Source organism: Kineococcus siccus (assembly GCF_009906795.1).
Taxonomy (GTDB): domain Bacteria; phylum Actinomycetota; class Actinomycetes; order Actinomycetales; family Kineococcaceae; genus Kineococcus; species Kineococcus siccus.
The window spans coordinates 59623-76373 of sequence record NZ_JAAALN010000003.1; the positions used below are offsets into that span (position 1 = coordinate 59623).

Consider the following 16751-nt stretch of genomic DNA (forward strand, 5'->3'; position numbering starts at 1 on the left):
ACTGCACCAATGGCGTACGCTGCGCCGGGTGAGTCAGAACTCGGCGAGCCACAACTCCGCACCGCTGCCCGACTGCGGCGTCGCACGGTTCCTGCTGCTGCTCGACGGCCCGTGGGCGACCCTCATCGTCCGGGAGTTGCTGCACGGCCCCCACCGCTTCACCGAGCTCATGGACGCGCTCCCGGGCATCAGCGCCCACACCCTCACCAACCGCCTGCGCAAGTTCGTGCGCCACGGGCTGGTGACCCGCACCGCCTACCCGGAGATCCCGCCCCGGGTCGTGTACGAGCTCACTCCGCTGGGGCACCAGCTGCGGGCCGTCCTGACCGCCATGGACGACTGGGCCCTCACCGTGCCGACCAGCGCCTTCACGCCGACGGGAGGGTGAGCCGCGCTCCCGGAGCCGGGAGCCTGCCAGGGCTGCCGCCCCCGACGACCCGGCGCGGGAGGCGACCGCCCCGGGCCGGCCCGGCGGTTCGGAGACCGAGGGTCGCGGAACCGCGTCGGGGGTTCGTCGGGGAGCACCCGACCGGAAGGGATGCTCTGCAGGTGGTCGACGCGGGGAACGAGGCGTCGCACCCCTAGGCGCAGGCGGTGGTGAGTGCCAGGATGAGCGAGCGGTCGGCCGGACCACGCGTCTCGGCTGTTCGGTCAGCACCTCGTCACGCGATCCCGGGAGCCTGCACATGCCGCCACCTGCCCGCATCGGCGCCATCCTCTGCTTCGCCGCGTTCGTCGTCCTCCTGGTCACCGACACGTCGAGCGTCCTCGCCTGGGTGGCGTTCGGGATCGGTTTCATCCTCCTGGCCGTGGGCCGTCGTCGGCACGCGGTGACCAACGGCCGCAGCCGGAACCGCCCCCGCAACCGCGTCTGACGCAGCGCTTCGGCCGCGGGGCCGACGACACCGCGCGCACGGCAGCCGCACGCTCCTGCGACGTTGCGCCGCAGGGCGTCAGTCCGCGACCCGTCCGGCGCCGGAGGTCTGCGGATCACCCGACCCGCTGCGGCTCGGTTGTTCGTCCCGCACCAGGAGCAGGCGGGCCACCGGCGCCGGCAGCACCCAGTTCGCGCGCCCCAGCACCGCGACGAGCGCGGGAGCCAGCAGGCCGCGCACGACGACCGCGTCGATGAGGATCCCGAGCGCCAGCGCCGTCGCGAGGATCTTCACCTCGGTGCTCGGCACCGTGGACAGGGCGATGAAGGCCAGGAACAGGATGAGCGCGGCCGACGTCACCAGTCGGCCCGTGCGGGCGATGCCCTCGACCACGGCGCGCGGGGTGTCCCCGTGCTCGTCGTAGGCCTCGCGCATGCGCGACAGGATGAACACCTCGTAGTCCATCGAGAGCCCGAAGAGGAACGCGAACACGGCCACCGGCACCCACGTCGTGATGGACCCGGCGGCCCGGACGTCGAACAGCAGCTCCGTGCCGATCCCGCACTGCCACACGACGATGGTGAGTCCGTAGGCCGCCCCGATGGACAGCACGTTGAGCACCAGCGCCTTCACCGGCAGCCACACCGACCGCAGGCTGCGGGCGAGCAGCACGAACGTCACGACGACGATGACGATCAGCACGAGCGGAGCGTCGCCGTAGACGGCGCTGACGAAGTCCGCGTCCTCCGCCGGCGTCCCACCCACCTGAGCGCCCGCGGCCGCGGCTGTGGCCCGGACGTCCTCGAGCGCCGCGGACCCCGCGTCGCTCGCCGGGTCGGCAGCGGTCCAGACCTGCAGGAGAGAGCTGCCGCCCGCCGTCCACCCCGGGTCGGTGGCGGCGGCGACACCGGGGACGGCGGCGAGCGCGTCCGCCACCCCCGGGAGCGACCCCCGGGGCACGAGCACCTCGGTCGGACGGAGGACGCCGGGCGCGATGCCGGCCGCCACGACGTCCGCCGCGGCCCGCGCCGGCGGCGAGGAGGTGCCGTAGGCGTCGATCGAGGGTGACCCCAGCCTCAGGGTCAGCAGCGGGGCCGCGAGCGCCAGGAGGAACAGGCTGGTGACCACGACCACGGGCCACTTCCGGCGGACGGTGAAGCGCGCGATCGAGGCCCAGCGGCGGCTCGTCGGGTCGCGGAAGCTGCGCCGCGGCCACTGGAGCCGGGGCCCGGCCACGTGCAGCAGAACGGGGACCAGCGTCAGCGACGTGGCGACGCTCAGCAGCGGGATGAGCATGCCGCCCAGACCGATGCTGCGCAGGAACGGCAGCGGCACCGCGATGAGGGCGGCGAGCGAGACCGCCACGGTGACCCCGCTGAAGAGCACCGAGCGCCCCGCCGTGGCCAGGGCCGTGCGCACCGCGGTGTCGTTGTCCGCACCCGCGGCCCGTTCCTCGCGCCACCGCATGACGATGAGCAGCGAGTAGTCGATCGCGACGCCGAGCCCGATGAGGGCGATGAGGTACTGCACGACGAAGGACACGTCGGTGACGGCCGTCAGGCCGAGCAGGGCGAGGAATGTGGCGAGGATGGAGACCGCCGCGACCACGAGCGGCACGGCGGCGAGCAGCGAGGTGAAGACGAGCACGAGGACGACCAGGGCGCCGGCGCCGCCCAGGACGACCTCCGCGAGCACCCCGCGGTCACCGCCCCCACCGTCCTGCGTGAGCAGCACCGTCCCCGTCAGCTGCAGCGGGCTCCCCACCGCTCGCACGCCGTCCGCCGCGGCCTGCAGCGCCGGCAGCGCCGCCGCGTACGGGTCGGGCCCGGGCACGACGCGGGGGTAGAGCAGCGCGACCGCCCGGCGGCCGTCCGGGGAGACCAGCGCCGGGGCGTCGGCCGGGCTCACCACCCGGGTGCCGGGCGCGGCGCCGGCGACCCGTTGCACGGAGGCGGTGAAGTCGCGCACGGCGGCCGCGTCGGCGTACGTCCCCGCCGGTCCGCCGGCGGTGACGACCACCGGGTCGACGAGGCCGCCGCCACCGAACTCGGCCTGGATGCGGGTGTTCGTCTCGTAGGCCGCGGCCCCGGGGAGGCCGAACTCGTAGCTGAGGCGGTCGACGGTGCGGGCGGCGGTCAGCCCGCCGGCGACGGCGACGCCCACCCACAGGAGCACCACCAGGAGCCGGTGGCGCAGCACGAACGTCGCGAGGCGTGCCATGACGAGATCCCCCCATAAGGAAACTGATGGTCTGTCAGCCACCTTAGGGTGTTCCGGTGGAGAGCACCACCGCCGACTCGACCAGCCCCCTGCCGGAGCACCCGTCGCCGCACGACCTGCCCGCGTGGACGCTGGTGCAGGCCGGGCACCACGTGGCGCGCCGCTTCCGGCAGGAGTTCGCGCGGCAGGGGCTGACGGCGCACCAGTTCGGGGTGCTCGTCCAGCTCAGCGTCGAGCCGGGCGTCAGCCAGGCGGCGCTCGCCCGCCGCATCCTCATCACGCCGCAGAGCATGGGCGAGCTGATCCTGCAGATGGTCGAGCTCGGGCTCGTGGAGCGGCACCCGGCCCCGCGCCCCGGCGCGGCGAGCCGCGTCGAACTGACGGCCGCAGGCCGCGAGAAGCTGGCCGCGACCTACCCCGGCGTGGCCGCCGTCAACGCGCCCTCGGCCCTCGGCCTCACGGCCGAGGAGTCCGCGGTGCTCAACGACCTGCTCCACCGGGTGCTGGCCCACGAACCGCCTCCCGGCTGACGCGGCGGCCGACGCCGGACGCCAGGCTGCGGGAGCCGAGGTCAGGCCCTCCTCGCCCGTCGAGCACTCGACGGCTCCCGTCGCAGGCGGAGTTTGCGCGGGTCGGTGAGGACCACCGGTGCGTCGCGCTCGACCTCGTGGGCACGGGTGGGTCGGACCAGCTGCCCGGCACCGGTGACGACCGGTACCGCTTCGTCGAGCACCGGCGGTTCCTCGACGCGGCGCTGACCGCCCTCGATCTCGACGGGCCCTGCGTGTTCGTGGGCCACGACTGGCGTGGGGTCCTGGCCGTGGACCGTGCGCGCCGCCGCCCGGACACCGCGCGGGGTGTCGCCTACCTCGAAGCGGGTGTCGTGCCCGTCTCGTGGCACGACGGCACGGGCCCGGACCGGGAGTTGTCCGGCGCCCTGCGTTCGCCGGCGGGTGAGCAGTTGGCCCTACGCCGGCCCGGGTGAGGAGCGAGGGCGATGCTCACCTGGGCGCGGGAGATCCCCGTCGACGGGGAACCCGCCGACGTGCACGAGGCCGTCGCCGCCGGTGCGGCGTGGATGTCCACCAGCACGGTGCCGAAACTCCTGGTGCGCGGAGATCCCGGCGCCGTGATCACCGGACGCGTGCTGGAGAAGTGCCGACGCTGGCCGCACCAGTCCGAGGTCACCGTCGCCGGGACGCACTTCCTCCCGCACGACTCCTCACCCCAGATCGCGGCCGCGTTGCGGACCTGGCTCGCCACCCTGACGTAGCACCGTCCGCCCGTCCCGCTGCAGGCTGGACGCCACCAGGCGGGGCGTGGGCTCCGGGCTGGGTGTGCGGTCGGGTTCCCAGCCCTCCTCCCGGCTCGTCGGACGCCGCACCTCACGCCCGGAGCGGAGCGCCGTCCGCCTCCCCGTCAGGGGCGAGGGCCTGCTCGGCGAGACGGTGCTCGGCGAGACGGTGCTCGGCGACGGCGGGCACCCAGGCGCGCAGCGCCTTCGGCAGTCCCGCGCCGACGACCGCGCTGACCCGGCCTCCCCGCAGGTAGACGGCCAGGAACCGGCGCCGGGCCAGGGAACCCTCCACGACGTGGACCTCGTCGGTGCCCGCGGGAGTTCCGTAGCTCTGCAGGTGCAGGTCGTACTGCTCGGACCAGAAGTAGGGGACGAGCGCCAGTGCTCGCGGTTGCCCACCGGTGATGGCGCGGGCCACCACCTGGGCGTGCTGGTTGGCGGTCAGCCGGTGCTCGAGCCGGACGTGGCGGCCCTCCTGCGGCGACCACCAGGCGGCGACGTCGCCGACCGCCCACACGGCCTCCACCGCGCGACCTGCTGCGTCGCAGCGCACGCCCCCGGCTCCGTCCTGGGGCAGCGGCCCCGCGAGCGGTACGGCGCTGCCCCGCAACCACTGCACGGCCGGAGTCGCGCCGATGGCGACCACCACCAGGTCGGCGGGGAGTTCCGATCCGTCGTCGAGCACCACACCCGTGACGCGACCTCGGTCGGACAGGTACGAGGCCAGGCCCCGCCCGAGGTGCAGGTCGACCCCGTGCCCGGCGTGCACCTCGGCGACCAGGGTTCCCAGCCGCGGGCCGAGGACGTTCCGCAGCGGTAGGTCGAGGGGGTCGACGATCGCCACCTGGGCCCCGGCCTGCCGCACCGTGGCGGCGACCTCGCAGCCGAGGAAGCCGGCACCGATGACCACCACCCGTCGCGCGGTGGACGACTCCGCGCGCAGGCCCAGCGCGTCGTCGAGCGTCCGCAGCACGTGGACGCCCGCGAGGTCGTGTCCGAAGGGCAACCTGCGCGCGTCCAGCCCCGTCGCGACGACGAGCGCGTCGTAGCGGAGGTCGTCGCCCTCGTCGAGGTGGAGGGTCCGGTCCGTGGTGTCCACGCCGATCGCGCGCCGCCCGCTCAGCAGTTCCACCCCGTCGGCGGCCAGCGCGGCGCGGGTGCGCAGGACGATCCGGTCGGTGGTCCACCGCCCGGCGAGCAGCTGCTTGCTCAAGGGTGGGCGGTCGTACGGTTCGTGCGGCTCGGCCCCCACGAGGACCACGTCGCCCTCCCACCCCTCGCTGCGCAGGGCGTCCGCCGTGGCGAGTCCCGCGGTGCCCGATCCCACGACCACGACTCGACGGCCCACCTCAGTGCTCGCGCAGGAGGACGGCCGCGGCGGGGCACAGCGCGGCGGCGCGGCGGGCGCCGGCCTCCTGCGCCGGGGCGGGGTCCGGCTCGAGCAGGACCACCACCCCGTCCTCCTCCCGCTGGTCGAACACGTCCGGCGCGGCCATCACGCACTGGCCGGCTCCGATGCAGCGTTCCTCGTCGATCAGGATCTTCATGCGTTCCTCCGGTGCTCGGTGCTCGGTGCTCGGTGCTCGGTGGTGTCGGGGTCCTCGGGGACGGGGCCGGGTGGGTCAGTCGCGCAGCACCCCGCCACCGTCCACGCCCCAGACCTGGCCGTTGACCCACTCGGCGTCGTCCGACAGCAGGTGCACGACGGTCGCCGCCAGGTCCTCCGGCCGGCCCAGCCGGGTGCTGCGGATACCGGCGAGACCCGCCGCCTTGAAGTCCTCGCTCATCGTGGCCAGCGCCGTCTCGGACAGGACCATCCCTGGGGAGACGGCGTTGCAGCGGATGCCGTCGCGGCCCCACCGGGAGGCGACGTGCCGGGTCAGCGCGTTCACCCCGGCCTTGGACGCCGCGTACGCGGGGCGGGTGTCCTCGCCGACGAACGCGGCGTGCGAACTCACGTTGACGATGGCGCCGCCGCCGGCCGCCAGCAGGTGAGGCACGGCGAGGCGGCAGGAGTGGGCGTACCCCAGCAGGTTGACCTCCAGGGTGCGCCGCCAGACCGCGGGATCCATCTCGAGCAGGTCGGCGTCGCGGCCGAGGGTCTCCACGGACAGGTCCGCACCCACGTTGGCCAGGCCGTGCAGCGCGCCGAAGCGCTGCACCGCGGTCTCGACCAGTGCGGCGACCGACTCCGCGTCGGCCAGGTCGAACTGGACGGCGACCGCGTCGCCGCCCGCAGCCGTGATCGCGCGCACCGTCGTCTCTGCGCCGGAGACGTTCAGGTCGCCGACGACGACCCGCGCCCCTTCCTCGGCCAGCCGCCGGGCCGTGGCCGCGCCGATCCCGGTGGCGCCGCCGGCGACCACCACCGCCTTGCCCGTCAGTCCTCGCACGGTCGTTCCTCCTGGGCTAGTGTTCAGTCAGGCGACTGACTGAAAACTAGCACGGGCCGCGGCCGCCGCTCCGGAACGACGAGAGGTACTCCGACCATGACCACGCCGAACACCTGCCCCGTCACCGGTACGACCGATGCACCCGTCGACGACGCCGAGCCGCTGCGCTACCCGATGGCCGGCCCCACCGCGCTGGAACCCCCGGTGGAGTGGGCGTGGTTGCGCGAGCGGTGCCCGGTGGCGCCCGTCCGTCTGCCCAGCGGAGACACCGCGGTGCTGCTCACCCGTCACGACGACGTCAAGGCGATGCTGTCCGACCCCCGCTTCACGCGGGAACTCGTCGCCGACGACGCGGCTCGCGTGGGCACCGCGGGCAACGGCGCCTTCGAGGGGCGCGGTGCGGCGGAGGAGTCCGTCGCCGGTCCCGAGGTAGACGGCGCCGGTGGCTCGACGACGAGTGGCCCGGGTCACCAGCGGTGGCGGCGCCTGCTGGGACGGTCCTTCACCGTCAAGCGGGTCATGGCTCTGCAACCGCGCATCGTGGAACTCACGGACGAGCTGATCGACGCGATGGTCGCCGGTGGTCCGACCGCGGACCTCCGCAGTGCACTGGGTTTCCCTCTGCCGGTGAACGTCATCTGCGAGCTGCTGGGCGTCCCCGCCGACCGGCGCGAGGAGTTCGCCTACTGGTCCGACACCATGCTCAACCTCACCCGCTACGAGCAGGCGGAGATCCAGACCTCCGCCGCGGAGTTCCAGGCCTACATGGTGACCCTGGTCCAGGCCAAGCGCGCGGAACCCGGTGACGACCTCCTCTCCGAGCTGGCGGCCGTCGTGGACGCCGAGGACGGCCGGATGAGCGAAGCGGAACTGGTCGCCACCGGTCAGGGGCTGCTCATCGCGGGCCACGAGACGACCGCCAACATGATCGGCAAGATGGTGTCGCTGCTCCTGGCCGAGCCCGCGCGCTGGCGGCAGCTGCTGGCGGACCCCGGCCTGGTCGGCCCCGCCGTCGAGGAGGTCCTGCGCTTCGACGCGAACCCCGGCTTCGGCATGCCGCGCTACGTCTCGGCGCAGATGGAGATCGCCGGCACCACCGTGGCGCCGGGGACCACCGTGATCTCGTCGATGGCGGCGGCCAACCGCGACGAGCGCGTGTTCCCCGACGCCGCGCGGATGGACCTGACCCGGCAGGAGAACCCGCACCTGGCGTTCGGGGCCGGGCCGCACTCCTGCATCGGGCAGGCCCTCGCGCGCGTCGAGCTGCAGACGGTGCTGGGCAGGTTGCTGGAGCGTCTGCCCACCCTGGAGCTGGCGGTGACGCCCGCCGAGCTGCGCCGGCGCGAGGGACTCATCGTCGGCGGGCTCGAGGAGGTGCCGGTGCGGTGGTGACGCCGGCGATGCTCCAGCATGGAGCCGTGCCGAGCACCACGACGCCCACCCACCTCCTGCTGCTGCGCACGGCGGAACGGCTCTACGCCGAGCGCGGGCTGTCCGACGTCTCCAACCGGCAGGTGGCCGAGGCGGCGGGGCAGGCGAACAACTCGGCGGTCGCCTACCACTTCGGCTCCAAGGCACAGCTCGTGCAGGCGATCTCCCGCCACCACTCGGCCGCGATGGACCAGCACGCCGCCCGGATGCTCGAGCAGGCTGCGGGCTCCCCGGACCTCCGCGACCACGTCGCCTGCGTCGTGCGCCCCTACACCGACCACCTCGCGACGCTCGGCACGCCCAGCTGGTGCGCGCGCTTCGTCGCGCAGGTCACCACGGACCCCACGTTCCGGGACTCGGCCATCTGGTCCGCCATCGGCTCCGCGCCCACGCGGGACGTGCTCTCCGCCGTCTGGGCCCGGGTGCCGCGCACACCGCCGCGGCTGGCGGCCCTGCGCAACCAGATGATGCGGGTGCTGATCGTGCACACCTGCGCGGAGCAGGAGCAGGAGGGTGCCGACGCCGGCGTGGCACCGGACTGGACCGCCGTCGGCGACGCCCTCGTCGACGCCATCACCGCGGTCCTGCTCACGCCGCCCGGCAGTCCGGCGCCCTGAGACGATCCGCGCTCGCGGCGTGAAGGCCGCCGGACGGTGTCACCGCACCTCGGGTAAGGGGGCCGGGCGGGGGGCGAACCGGTGACCGTCCGGTCGCCGGGCAGCACGCACCCCGTCCGGCCGGCGCCACGCGGCATCGAGCAGCGCCATGACCTGCGGTTCTGCGGGTTCGGTGCATCCGTCACGGCGTCGGCAGCGCCTAGGCTCCCGCGCATGGGGACCGGGGCGCAGGTGTACGCCAGCGCCTTCGTCGCGCGGCACGCCCTCCCGGGCCGGGCTCACCTGGAAGGGCCGGGGATGCACGGGGCGGCCCCCGTCGAGGCCGGCTCACCCGTGCGCCTCCTGATCACCGACGACCGGGCCCACGACGAGCTCGCCGTTCTCCTGCCGGACATCCGCACCGGGATGATCGACGTGTTCGCGGCGGCCACCCGGTGCACCGCGCTCGTCCACGCGCACCTCGGCTGGCGGTCGAAGACGGCGACGGCGATGGCCTGCCGCGACCTGCGGGCCGTGCCGGAACCGGACCTGACCGGTGAGCTGACCCTCCTCCCGGTGCGGCGCCTCGCCGGCGACGCGGTCGAGGGAGTTCCGCTGGACGACGCGGTCGCCGTGGCCCTGTCCGCGGACCCCCGTCTCGACGAGCCTCACGCCGTGCTCGCCGCGTACCTGAGGTCGCTGTCGCCAGCCTTCCAGCTCTTCGCCGCGGTCGACGTCGACGGCGCTGCACACGCGACGTCCGGCGTCGGCGTCTTCGGCGCTGAGGCGACGGTCATCTTCGTCAACACCGGTCCCGGGTGGCGTTCCCGCGGGATCGGCAGGGCCATGACCGCCGCCGCTCTGGGCGCCGCCCGGGCGGCGGGCGCAGAGCAGGCGTGCCTCAACGCCAGCGAAGCCGGTCTGACGATCTACCAGCGGCTCGGCTTCGAGACCGTCGCGCGCACGACGCGCTTCTCCAGTCCCACCTGAGTGACCGCACCGAGCACTCCAGCGCAGTGAGCTCGCGGATGCCGTCCACCCGCCTCGGCTCTGCTGCTCGCGTGCGCCCTGGACAGCAAGATCGCTGTACTCGTGAACCGCAGCGACGATGTCGTCCGCGGAGACGGTCGAGGCGTAGGGCATGACGATGCAGTCGCTGCGGCAGAGGCCCTGCCGGTAGCGGATCGTCGATCCGTGGACGGGTCCGGATGGCCTGACATCGGTGTGTGAGTGCGTCGCGACTGCGCACTCTCCGCAGCGTGACCGTGGAGTCTGTGGTCAGGGACGGGCCCCAGCCGGGTGCAACCGTCACCTCTGCTCGACGTCGCGTTCGGAGTGCTCGACGTCGTCTCGGCCAACGGCCGCGAAGCCGGGCCAGCCGGACCGGCGCACAGCGTCAGCGCGGCGCCGGTAGTCGTCCTCCTCCATCGCCACGAGCCACTCCGGCCACATGATGCCGTCGTGCTGGAAGACGCCCTGGACGTCGACCCAGTCCACGGTGACGTGCTTCTCCCCGCTGCTGGTCACCCTGCCCGGATGGCCCTGTTGCAGAGCCAGCAGTTCGGCGACGCGCTCGTCGCCGACGAACTGGACGGGTGTCCCCCGGGGAAAGAACTCGATCGGCGGGGGCCACAGGTCGCCGACCCAGCCGACGATCGCGCCGCCGTCATCTCGAGGGAAGCCGGGCCAGCCGCCGGCTCGGAGCCGCTCGGCGGCGTCGTGGTGCTGCTGCTCGGTGATCAGCTGCAGCCAGTCGGGGTCGAAGGTGCTGCCGAACTGCGCCTCATCGACGGTGTCGACCCAGTTGATGACGGCGTGGGTCTCGTCGGCGTAGAGGAGGCGGCCGGGGTGGCCTGGCTGGACGTGCAGTCGGTGGCCGACGTCGTGGGGACCGCTCCAGCGGACGTGACTGAGGATGGGCAGGTGGTCCAGTCGGTGGACGGGGTGCGCTTCGGCCCGCCAGGCCGTGAGGAACTCGCTGTCGTCGACGGGGAAGCCGCCCCAGTCGGAGGCGTTCAGCTGCTCGATGGCGTTGCGGTGCTCGGCCTCGGAGACGACGTGCAACCACTCGGCCTGGAGGTGGCCCCAGTGCTGGCGGACGCGGTCGACACCGTCACGGGCATCGACGCCACGGGAGCCAACGCTGCGGGTGTCGATCCAGTTGATCAGGGTGTGCTCCTGGTCACCGAAGACGAGGCGGCCGGGGTGGCCTGGCTGCAGGTGCAGCCGGCGGGCGACGTCGTCGGGGCCGCGCCAGCGCAGGAAGTCGTGGTGGGGCAGGCCGTCGAGGATCGGGTGGACATCCGGGTGCGGTGTGTGGTGCACCGTTGGTCTCCTTGCCGTCCTGGTCTGGTCGGGCAGCGGGTGCTGCCGCTCACCAGGGGCGACCGGATCACCGTACTGAGGCAGTCGGGGCCGCGCCACAGTCGCCTCGCCCTGAGTGGCGGCCGGTCGTCCGCTGCCGGCGATCGCGGTCACAGGGTCGTCGATGGTGGTGGTCCACAGGACGTACCCGTCGATGGGAAGCAGAAGGCGTGTCCGAACGACGAAGTAGGGCGGGACAGCTACTCGCTCCGCTGTCGACTGGCCTGTCTGAATGAAGTCGCCGCGCAGTTCAGGAGAACGATGACGCCGAAGGTGAAGAGCGATAGGAGGATGGCCATGATCACGAGGAACACCCAAGCCACGGAGCCCAGAGCGTCCGCCAGGATCAGAGGTATGAAGATCGTCACCGCGAACGGGGAGACCGTCAGCGGAACGGCGAGGATCCGACGGGCGCCCCACGCGCGCGTGATGCCCAGCGTGCCCACCACTGTCGCGCCAGCGAGTGCTGGGGCCGCGACTGCTAGGCGGGTGCCTTGACCAACGTCCGCTGCCGGCTGCACGAAGTAGATCCCCGCTGCGACGCTCAGCCCGACCACGACTACCCCGAAGAGCACTTGGCGTGCGCGATCGGCCCGCGAACCAGGTGAGTCCTTCACATCGACCTCCACTGGGGAGTAGGAGCCCGCGACCTCGCTCATGCGGTTGCCGCCGTCCTGCCAGCTACCGCTCCAGACGTCGTCGTCGTGGGGTGGCGTGACCCACACGGTGCCGTGCCCGGGCCGGGGTGGCGGGTACGTGTCGGGTCGGCTGGCCTGTTCCAGGAGTCGGGCGCGGTCTTCGGCGGTCTGGGCGCGCAGCTCTGGTGGCAGGTAGTCCTGGTAGGGCGGACCGCTGCGCTCGGGCATGTGATCAGGATGTGTCAAGGCCCGGGTGTGATGGAGGGCGTGAAGCCACGCTGGTCAGGCACCAGCCGCGACGGGGTGAGTGCTGAACTGGGCCTCGTACTCCACGGGAGGGATCGTTCCACGTTCCCCGTGCAGCCAGCGGTGGTTGTGCCAGTCGTTGTACTTGGCCACGGCGATCTCAACGTCGTCGATGGCCGGCGTCCGCGCATCCGGCGGCACGACGTCCGCAACACCCACGCGACGCTGGCGCAGTCGGCGGGGGTGGACATCGAGGTGGTCAGCGACCGCCTCGGGCACTCCACGAGCGTGATCACCCGAGACCTCTACGTCCACGTCGTCCCGGCACTCGCGAGGTCGGCCGCGGAGAGCATCGCGGCGGCCGTGCCGTACGTCCCCGAGGAAGATGTCACCGCGAGAGCATTCGAGAGGGCTGGGCAGGACCCGCTAGGGGGATGGAACCGCAGGTCAGACAGGGTGGCCAGGAGCGGGGTCGAACCGCTGACCTTCCGATTTTCAGGCAGCACGCACCCCGTCCGCCTGGTGCCACGCGGCACCGAGTAGTGCCCTGACCTGCGGTTCTGCTGTTCGCCCGGTGCCGCCCCGGCCGTCTCGGCCGGGGGGTGCCGGTGCATCCGTCACCGCGTTGGCAGCGCGCGACCGTGTGTCCTCCGGTCGAGGCTGTGCCGCGCTCCCCCCTCGTGATGCCTGCGGAGAACCCCGTGAACGACCGCCCACCACTCCCCGACGCCGCCGCCCGAGCTGACGCGCGTCTTGCCCCCGACGACACCTCCCTCATCATCGAGGAGCCTCGCTTCGCCCTGGTCCCTGAGTGGGTCATCGACGCGAAGGTTCCCGACTCTTCGTTCCGGCTGTACTCCCTGCTTCTGCGCTACGGCGGCTCGTCCGGCACTCGGATGCCCTCAAGGGCGACGCTGGCGCGCCGGATGCACCGCTCCGTCGACGCCGTCGACCGCGCGATGCGCGCGCTCGTCGACGCTGGCATCGTCCGGGTCGAGCACCGGCGCAACGGCCAGCAGAACCTCACCAACCGCTACCACGTACGGACGTCGGCTCCGACGCCGGACGGCGCCGCCGGCGATGGCCGTGGTTCTGCGGCCACCCCCCTGGCGACCACCCCCCGGGCGGGTGGCCGCACCGCTGCGGCCACGTCCCAGCTGGACGGGGGTGGAGGCACTTCTGCGGCCACAGGTGACGGCGTCGATGCGGCTACCCCTGGTCGCGGAGATGCGGGGAGGGTGGCCGCGGATGCGCGGCCCGACCCACAGATCTCTACCCAGAGCAGTTCACCTCCTCCCGGCCTGCCCCCGGCGGCGCCGACGTCGCGGGGAGAGCGCAAGGAGGCGGAGGGGGGCGGTGTCGCGCTGCTGACGGACTGCGGGGTCGATGATCTTGACGAGCTCGTGGGCCGTTGCCAGAAGGCGCGTCAAGCCCTGGGCAAGTCCACGACTCGCTGGGCCGGGCCGTGTCTGACCGCAGCCCTGCACCTGGCGGTGCGGGGCCGGGGCTGGCCCTCGGCGGCGGCCGTCCCAGCGCTCCTCGCGGTGGCCGCGGACCCGGCAACTCAGTCGCCGATGCGCCTGGCCGAAGCGGGCCCGTGGTGGGACCTGGATCTCGGTGCCGGTGCAGCAGCGGCCGACCCTGAGGCGGCCGCGCAGCTGGCCGGGCTCGAGGAGCGTCTCGCCGAGCTGGGCGGGCGACGACCTTCGGTTCAGGCCAGCGCTCGTCGAGAGCTGGCGGCGGAGGGGATGCCGGTGACCCGGGCGACTGTCGTGCGCCGGGCTTGCCAGATCCTCGACCGGCGAGGGCCGGCGCGATGAGCACACCGACGTCCGCGCCCGACGACGCTGGAGGCACGTCGACGAGTAGTCGTCGGGGTTCCCGTCGGCGTACCCCGGGTCGTGACCGCGTGCACGCGTTTCCTGGTCGGTTCCGCCAGGTGCAAGTGCGCTACACCGACGACGAGTACGGCGACCTGGCCGCCGCTGCCCGCCTCACTGGGCTCACCGTCACTGGATACGTGGCTGAGGCAGCCCTGGCGGCGGCCCGGCTCACTGACCCACCGTCGACCGCGCCGTTGCGCGCGGCACTGGTCGAGGTGATGAGCGCTCGCGCTCAGGTCCGCCGGTTCGCGACCAACGTCAACCAGGCCGTCGCCCAGCTCAACGGCACTGGTGAGCCACCGGTGTGGCTGGCGGATGCCGTCGCCGTCACCAGCCGGGCTGTGGGACGCCTGGACGCCACCGCCCAGGACCTCGCCGTGGCCACCCGTTCCGCCCAGCGTCCCGCCCGCCGTGCCAGCGATAGTCCTTGCTCTCAGGAAGGGTCGACCTCGTGAGCACCGCTCATCTCGACGACTGGCTCACCCGGCGTGCCGCCTCACCTCGCGCTGCGGCGCGCTCGGCGGCGACCTTCGACCTCCTGGCCGAGCGCGCCGCCGGTATCGGGGTGGCGCTGCTCATCGTCACCGGCTTCGTGTCCAGCTACACCACGCTGCGAGACCTGGCGGTCGCGGCGGGACACTTCCCGCTGTGGCTGGCTCCTGTCGTCCCGCTGTCGTTCGACGTCGGGATCGTGGTGCTCAGCCTCAAGGTCCTCCTCGCGGCCCGCGCTGGGCGCACGGCACCCGTTCTGCGGGCCCTCGTCCTCGTGCTGTCGGTGGCGACGGTGCTGGCCAACGGCGCCATGTCCGTCGACCCCGTCGGGCAGCTCCTGCACGCGGTGCCCTCAGCGATGTTCGTCGTCTGCTTTGAGACGATCGTCACCGCAGCGCGGCGAGAGGCGCTGCACCAGCGCCGCACGGCGGTGGTCGACGGCCGCTTCCGGATCGCCCGCTGGGTGCTTGCGCCGAGGCTGACCTGGTCGGAGTGGCGCGCCGAAGTGCTCACTGAGTGGCCCGCGGCAGGACGTGGTGCGTCGCCTTCACCGACCACTGTCCCGTTCGAGCCGGTGAGTGTCGCTGTGCCGGCCGTCAGGTCGCTAGTTCCATCCGTGGCGGTCAGTCGGGTCCCGTCCAGGGGGGATGGCCAGCGGCCGGATCGCCTCGCTGTCGCCATGGCTATCGTCCGAGACCAGCCGGACGTCACTGCCGCCACGCTGGCTGACACGTTGTTGGCCGCGGGCTTTCCGGTCTCTGTCCGCACCGCGCAGCGCATCCGCGGTGATGCCCGCGAACTGCTCGCGGCGACCACCGACGGTCCGGTCCCGTGATCGGCAAAGTCACGAAGGGCAACGGTGTCCGGAAGTTGTTGCAGTACCTCTACGGTTCTGGACGCGCCAACGAGCACACCGACCCCCATCTCGTCGCCGCATGGTGCGAGGACCTGGCGTCGCTCGAGCCCGCTGTCCGCGATGGTCTGCGCGGCCCTCGGCACGATGTGCGCCCGCTGGCCGACCTCCTCGACCAGCCCCTTGCCGCCCTCCTGCGGCAACCGACGACGACCGTGTGGCAGTGCTCACTGAGGCTCGCCCCGGAGGACCGCCGGCTCAGCGACGCGGAGTGGGACCACGCGGTGCGTACTGTCCTGGCGCGAGTCGGCCTCGCCTCTCGCGAGGACCCGGGTGGGTGTCGTTGGGTGGCGGTCCGTCACGCTGACGACCACGTCCATCTGGCGGTCACCCTCGCTCGCCAAGACGGACAGCTGGCCCGAACGCGCAACGACTTCTACGCCGTCGGTGCCGCGTGCCGAGACCTCGAGGCGCAGTTCGACCTGCGTCGCACGGCACCACGCGACCGCACCGGACCTCGCCGCCCCACGCGCGCGGAGGTCGAGAAGCACCAGCGCGCCGGGCGGATGGAGACCACCCGCGACTTCCTACGCCGCGAGGTGCGGATCGCTGCGTTCCACGCCAGCGGGCCGGACGACTTCTTCGAACGGCTCAGGCGAGCCGGTCTGCTCGTCCGTCCCCGCTACAGCGATCAGCACCAGGAGCAGGTCACCGGCTACTCGGTCGCCAGGCCTGGCGACCACTCCGGCAGCGGCAAGCCCGTCTGGTTCGGCGGCTCGAAGCTCGCCGCCGACCTCAGCCTGGCTCGCCTGCAGCAGCAGTGGAGGCAGGTCCCTCGCGAGTCAACGGAACGCCGTCAGCTGAGGAGGAGCGACCACGGGAACAGGCAGGTGCGCGAACTACGGGACGCGGCTCGACGTCTCAGCTGGTCGCAGCAGGCGCCCGAGGACTTGCAGCGGCTGAAACGTTCTGCGGTCACGCTCGCACTCGTTCTGGCCCGCGCTCACGAAGGATCCCGAGGTGGACCCCTCACGCGGCGGGCCGATGACGCCGACAGGGTCGCTCATGCCGTCAAGGCCTGCCGGCCACAGCGTCCGGCCCTTCTTCACGTCCCCACGAGGAGCCTCCAAGGCGGCGAGGGGACTGACCTGGCTCTGCTCGTCGGGCATGTGTTGGATGTTCTCGCGGCGGAGGATGCCGACAGGGACGGTCTCTCGATCAACGACAGAAGATCGCGCTTCAGCAATGGGGGTGAGTCCCCCCGAGTGGTGTAACTGGGCCCTGCAGCCTGACCAGCACCGGCGTGTCCCGGTGAGCAGGTGAGGGCCACCGCGTGAAGCTCTGCGAGTACCCGCCAAGGAACTCGTAGAAGGAGATCAACGCGATGGCCCTCATGGACCAGTCTGCCCTGTCCACCCTGCTCGACGCACTCACCTCCGCCGACGACGGCACCCTCATGCGCC

19 protein-coding genes are annotated in these 16751 nt (G+C 72.8%); 12 read left to right on the forward strand and 7 right to left on the reverse strand.

All coding sequences use genetic code 11. The annotated features are described in order from the left end of the window. The first annotated feature begins 64 nt into the window (after positions 1 to 64). Both GTR02_RS01165 and GTR02_RS01170 read left to right on the forward strand, forming a co-directional pair. Positions 65 to 388 carry a winged helix-turn-helix transcriptional regulator gene (locus GTR02_RS01165; RefSeq protein WP_166605658.1) on the forward strand — a complete coding sequence of 108 codons (324 nt, stop codon included), beginning with the start codon at positions 65 to 67 and terminating at the stop codon, positions 386 to 388. 298 nt (positions 389 to 686) lie between these two features. Further along, positions 687 to 875, forward strand: a complete 189-nt coding sequence (locus GTR02_RS01170; protein ID WP_166605628.1) for a hypothetical protein — start codon at positions 687 to 689, stop codon at positions 873 to 875. Positions 876 to 953: 78 nt separating this feature from the next. Here GTR02_RS01170 and GTR02_RS01175 read toward each other — a convergent pair whose 3' ends face one another. Next, positions 954 to 3095: an MMPL family transporter gene (locus GTR02_RS01175; protein WP_166605629.1), complete on the reverse strand. Its 2142-nt coding sequence runs from the start codon at positions 3093 to 3095 to the stop codon at positions 954 to 956. A 56-nt stretch (positions 3096 to 3151) separates the two neighbouring features. Between GTR02_RS01175 and GTR02_RS01180 the strand changes: the two genes are divergently transcribed. From GTR02_RS01180 to GTR02_RS01190, 3 genes are read left to right on the forward strand one after another with little or no spacing between them, the layout of a single operon-like run. Beyond that, the gene (locus GTR02_RS01180) at positions 3152 to 3625 is read left to right on the forward strand and encodes a MarR family transcriptional regulator (protein ID WP_166605630.1); all 474 of its coding nucleotides are present in this window, start codon (positions 3152 to 3154) and stop codon (positions 3623 to 3625) included. 26 nt (positions 3626 to 3651) lie between these two features. Further along, on the forward strand, positions 3652 to 4080 hold the full coding sequence (locus tag GTR02_RS01185) for an alpha/beta fold hydrolase (RefSeq protein WP_276610591.1): 429 nt from the start codon (positions 3652 to 3654) through the stop codon (positions 4078 to 4080). A gap of 12 nt (positions 4081 to 4092) precedes the next feature. Continuing rightward, positions 4093 to 4368 carry a hypothetical protein gene (locus tag GTR02_RS01190; protein WP_166605632.1) on the forward strand — a complete coding sequence of 92 codons (276 nt, stop codon included), beginning with the start codon at positions 4093 to 4095 and terminating at the stop codon, positions 4366 to 4368. A gap of 112 nt (positions 4369 to 4480) precedes the next feature. Here the strand turns inward: GTR02_RS01190 and GTR02_RS01195 are convergent, their stop codons facing one another. From GTR02_RS01195 to GTR02_RS01205, 3 genes are all read right to left on the reverse strand, one after another. Beyond that, positions 4481 to 5719: an NAD(P)/FAD-dependent oxidoreductase gene (locus GTR02_RS01195; RefSeq protein WP_338073495.1), complete on the reverse strand. Its 1239-nt coding sequence runs from the start codon at positions 5717 to 5719 to the stop codon at positions 4481 to 4483. 22 nt (positions 5720 to 5741) lie between these two features. Next, positions 5742 to 5939 (reverse strand): ferredoxin, encoded by a 198-nt coding sequence (locus tag GTR02_RS01200; protein ID WP_166605634.1) that lies wholly within the window; start codon positions 5937 to 5939, stop codon positions 5742 to 5744. Positions 5940 to 6014: 75 nt separating this feature from the next. Next, entirely contained in the window at positions 6015 to 6785 is a 771-nt protein-coding gene (locus GTR02_RS01205; protein ID WP_166605635.1) for an SDR family oxidoreductase, read from the reverse strand. A 96-nt stretch (positions 6786 to 6881) separates the two neighbouring features. Between GTR02_RS01205 and GTR02_RS01210 the strand changes: the two genes are divergently transcribed. The 3 genes from GTR02_RS01210 (at position 6882) to GTR02_RS01220 (ending at position 9802) form a co-directional block, all read left to right on the forward strand. Further along, entirely contained in the window at positions 6882 to 8177 is a 1296-nt protein-coding gene (locus tag GTR02_RS01210) for a cytochrome P450 (protein ID WP_166605636.1), read from the forward strand. Positions 8178 to 8203: 26 nt separating this feature from the next. Continuing rightward, positions 8204 to 8833: a TetR family transcriptional regulator gene (locus GTR02_RS01215; RefSeq protein WP_205708406.1), complete on the forward strand. Its 630-nt coding sequence runs from the start codon at positions 8204 to 8206 to the stop codon at positions 8831 to 8833. 213 nt (positions 8834 to 9046) lie between these two features. Continuing rightward, the gene (locus GTR02_RS01220) at positions 9047 to 9802 is read left to right on the forward strand and encodes a GNAT family N-acetyltransferase (protein WP_166605637.1); all 756 of its coding nucleotides are present in this window, start codon (positions 9047 to 9049) and stop codon (positions 9800 to 9802) included. Positions 9803 to 10120: 318 nt separating this feature from the next. Here GTR02_RS01220 and GTR02_RS01225 read toward each other — a convergent pair whose 3' ends face one another. The 3 genes from GTR02_RS01225 to GTR02_RS01235 form a co-directional block, all read right to left on the reverse strand. After that, the gene (locus GTR02_RS01225) at positions 10121 to 11137 is read right to left on the reverse strand and encodes a hypothetical protein (protein ID WP_166605638.1); all 1017 of its coding nucleotides are present in this window, start codon (positions 11135 to 11137) and stop codon (positions 10121 to 10123) included. 239 nt (positions 11138 to 11376) lie between these two features. Further along, on the reverse strand, positions 11377 to 12042 hold the full coding sequence (locus GTR02_RS01230) for a hypothetical protein (RefSeq protein WP_166605639.1): 666 nt from the start codon (positions 12040 to 12042) through the stop codon (positions 11377 to 11379). A 54-nt stretch (positions 12043 to 12096) separates the two neighbouring features. Beyond that, the gene (locus GTR02_RS01235; RefSeq protein WP_166605640.1) at positions 12097 to 12339 is read right to left on the reverse strand and encodes a hypothetical protein; all 243 of its coding nucleotides are present in this window, start codon (positions 12337 to 12339) and stop codon (positions 12097 to 12099) included. Between the two features lie 422 nt (positions 12340 to 12761). Here GTR02_RS01235 and GTR02_RS01240 point away from each other — a divergent pair, with 422 nt between their 5' ends. The 4 genes from GTR02_RS01240 (at position 12762) to GTR02_RS01255 (ending at position 16562) form a co-directional block, all read left to right on the forward strand. After that, positions 12762 to 13880, forward strand: coding sequence for a helix-turn-helix domain-containing protein (locus GTR02_RS01240; RefSeq protein WP_166605641.1), 1119 nt, complete (start codon positions 12762 to 12764; stop codon positions 13878 to 13880). Positions 13881 to 14005: 125 nt separating this feature from the next. Further along, complete coding sequence (locus GTR02_RS01245; RefSeq protein WP_205708407.1) at positions 14006 to 14398, forward strand: hypothetical protein; 393 nt, start codon at positions 14006 to 14008, stop codon at positions 14396 to 14398. Further along, positions 14395 to 15270, forward strand: a complete 876-nt coding sequence (locus tag GTR02_RS01250; RefSeq protein WP_166605642.1) for a DUF2637 domain-containing protein — start codon at positions 14395 to 14397, stop codon at positions 15268 to 15270. The genes GTR02_RS01245 and GTR02_RS01250 overlap by 4 nt, the downstream gene beginning before the upstream one ends. After that, positions 15267 to 16562 (forward strand): relaxase, encoded by a 1296-nt coding sequence (locus GTR02_RS01255; protein WP_166605643.1) that lies wholly within the window; start codon positions 15267 to 15269, stop codon positions 16560 to 16562. The genes GTR02_RS01250 and GTR02_RS01255 overlap by 4 nt, the downstream gene beginning before the upstream one ends. The last annotated feature ends 189 nt before the right edge of the window (positions 16563 to 16751 follow it).

Excerpts from the sequence above, each read along its gene's own strand:
- GTR02_RS01170 (WP_166605628.1), top strand. The coding sequence starts at position 687 with ATGCCGCCACCTGCCCGCATCGGCGCCATCCTCTGCTTCGCCGCGTTC.
- GTR02_RS01175 (WP_166605629.1), bottom strand. The coding sequence starts at position 3,095 with ATGGCACGCCTCGCGACGTTCGTGCTGCGCCACCGGCTCCTGGTGGTG.
- GTR02_RS01190 (WP_166605632.1), top strand. The coding sequence starts at position 4,093 with ATGCTCACCTGGGCGCGGGAGATCCCCGTCGACGGGGAACCCGCCGAC.
- GTR02_RS01200 (WP_166605634.1), bottom strand. The coding sequence starts at position 5,939 with ATGAAGATCCTGATCGACGAGGAACGCTGCATCGGAGCCGGCCAGTGC.
- GTR02_RS01210 (WP_166605636.1), top strand. The coding sequence starts at position 6,882 with ATGACCACGCCGAACACCTGCCCCGTCACCGGTACGACCGATGCACCC.
- GTR02_RS01220 (WP_166605637.1), top strand. The coding sequence starts at position 9,047 with ATGGGGACCGGGGCGCAGGTGTACGCCAGCGCCTTCGTCGCGCGGCAC.
- GTR02_RS01230 (WP_166605639.1), bottom strand. The coding sequence starts at position 12,042 with ATGCCCGAGCGCAGCGGTCCGCCCTACCAGGACTACCTGCCACCAGAG.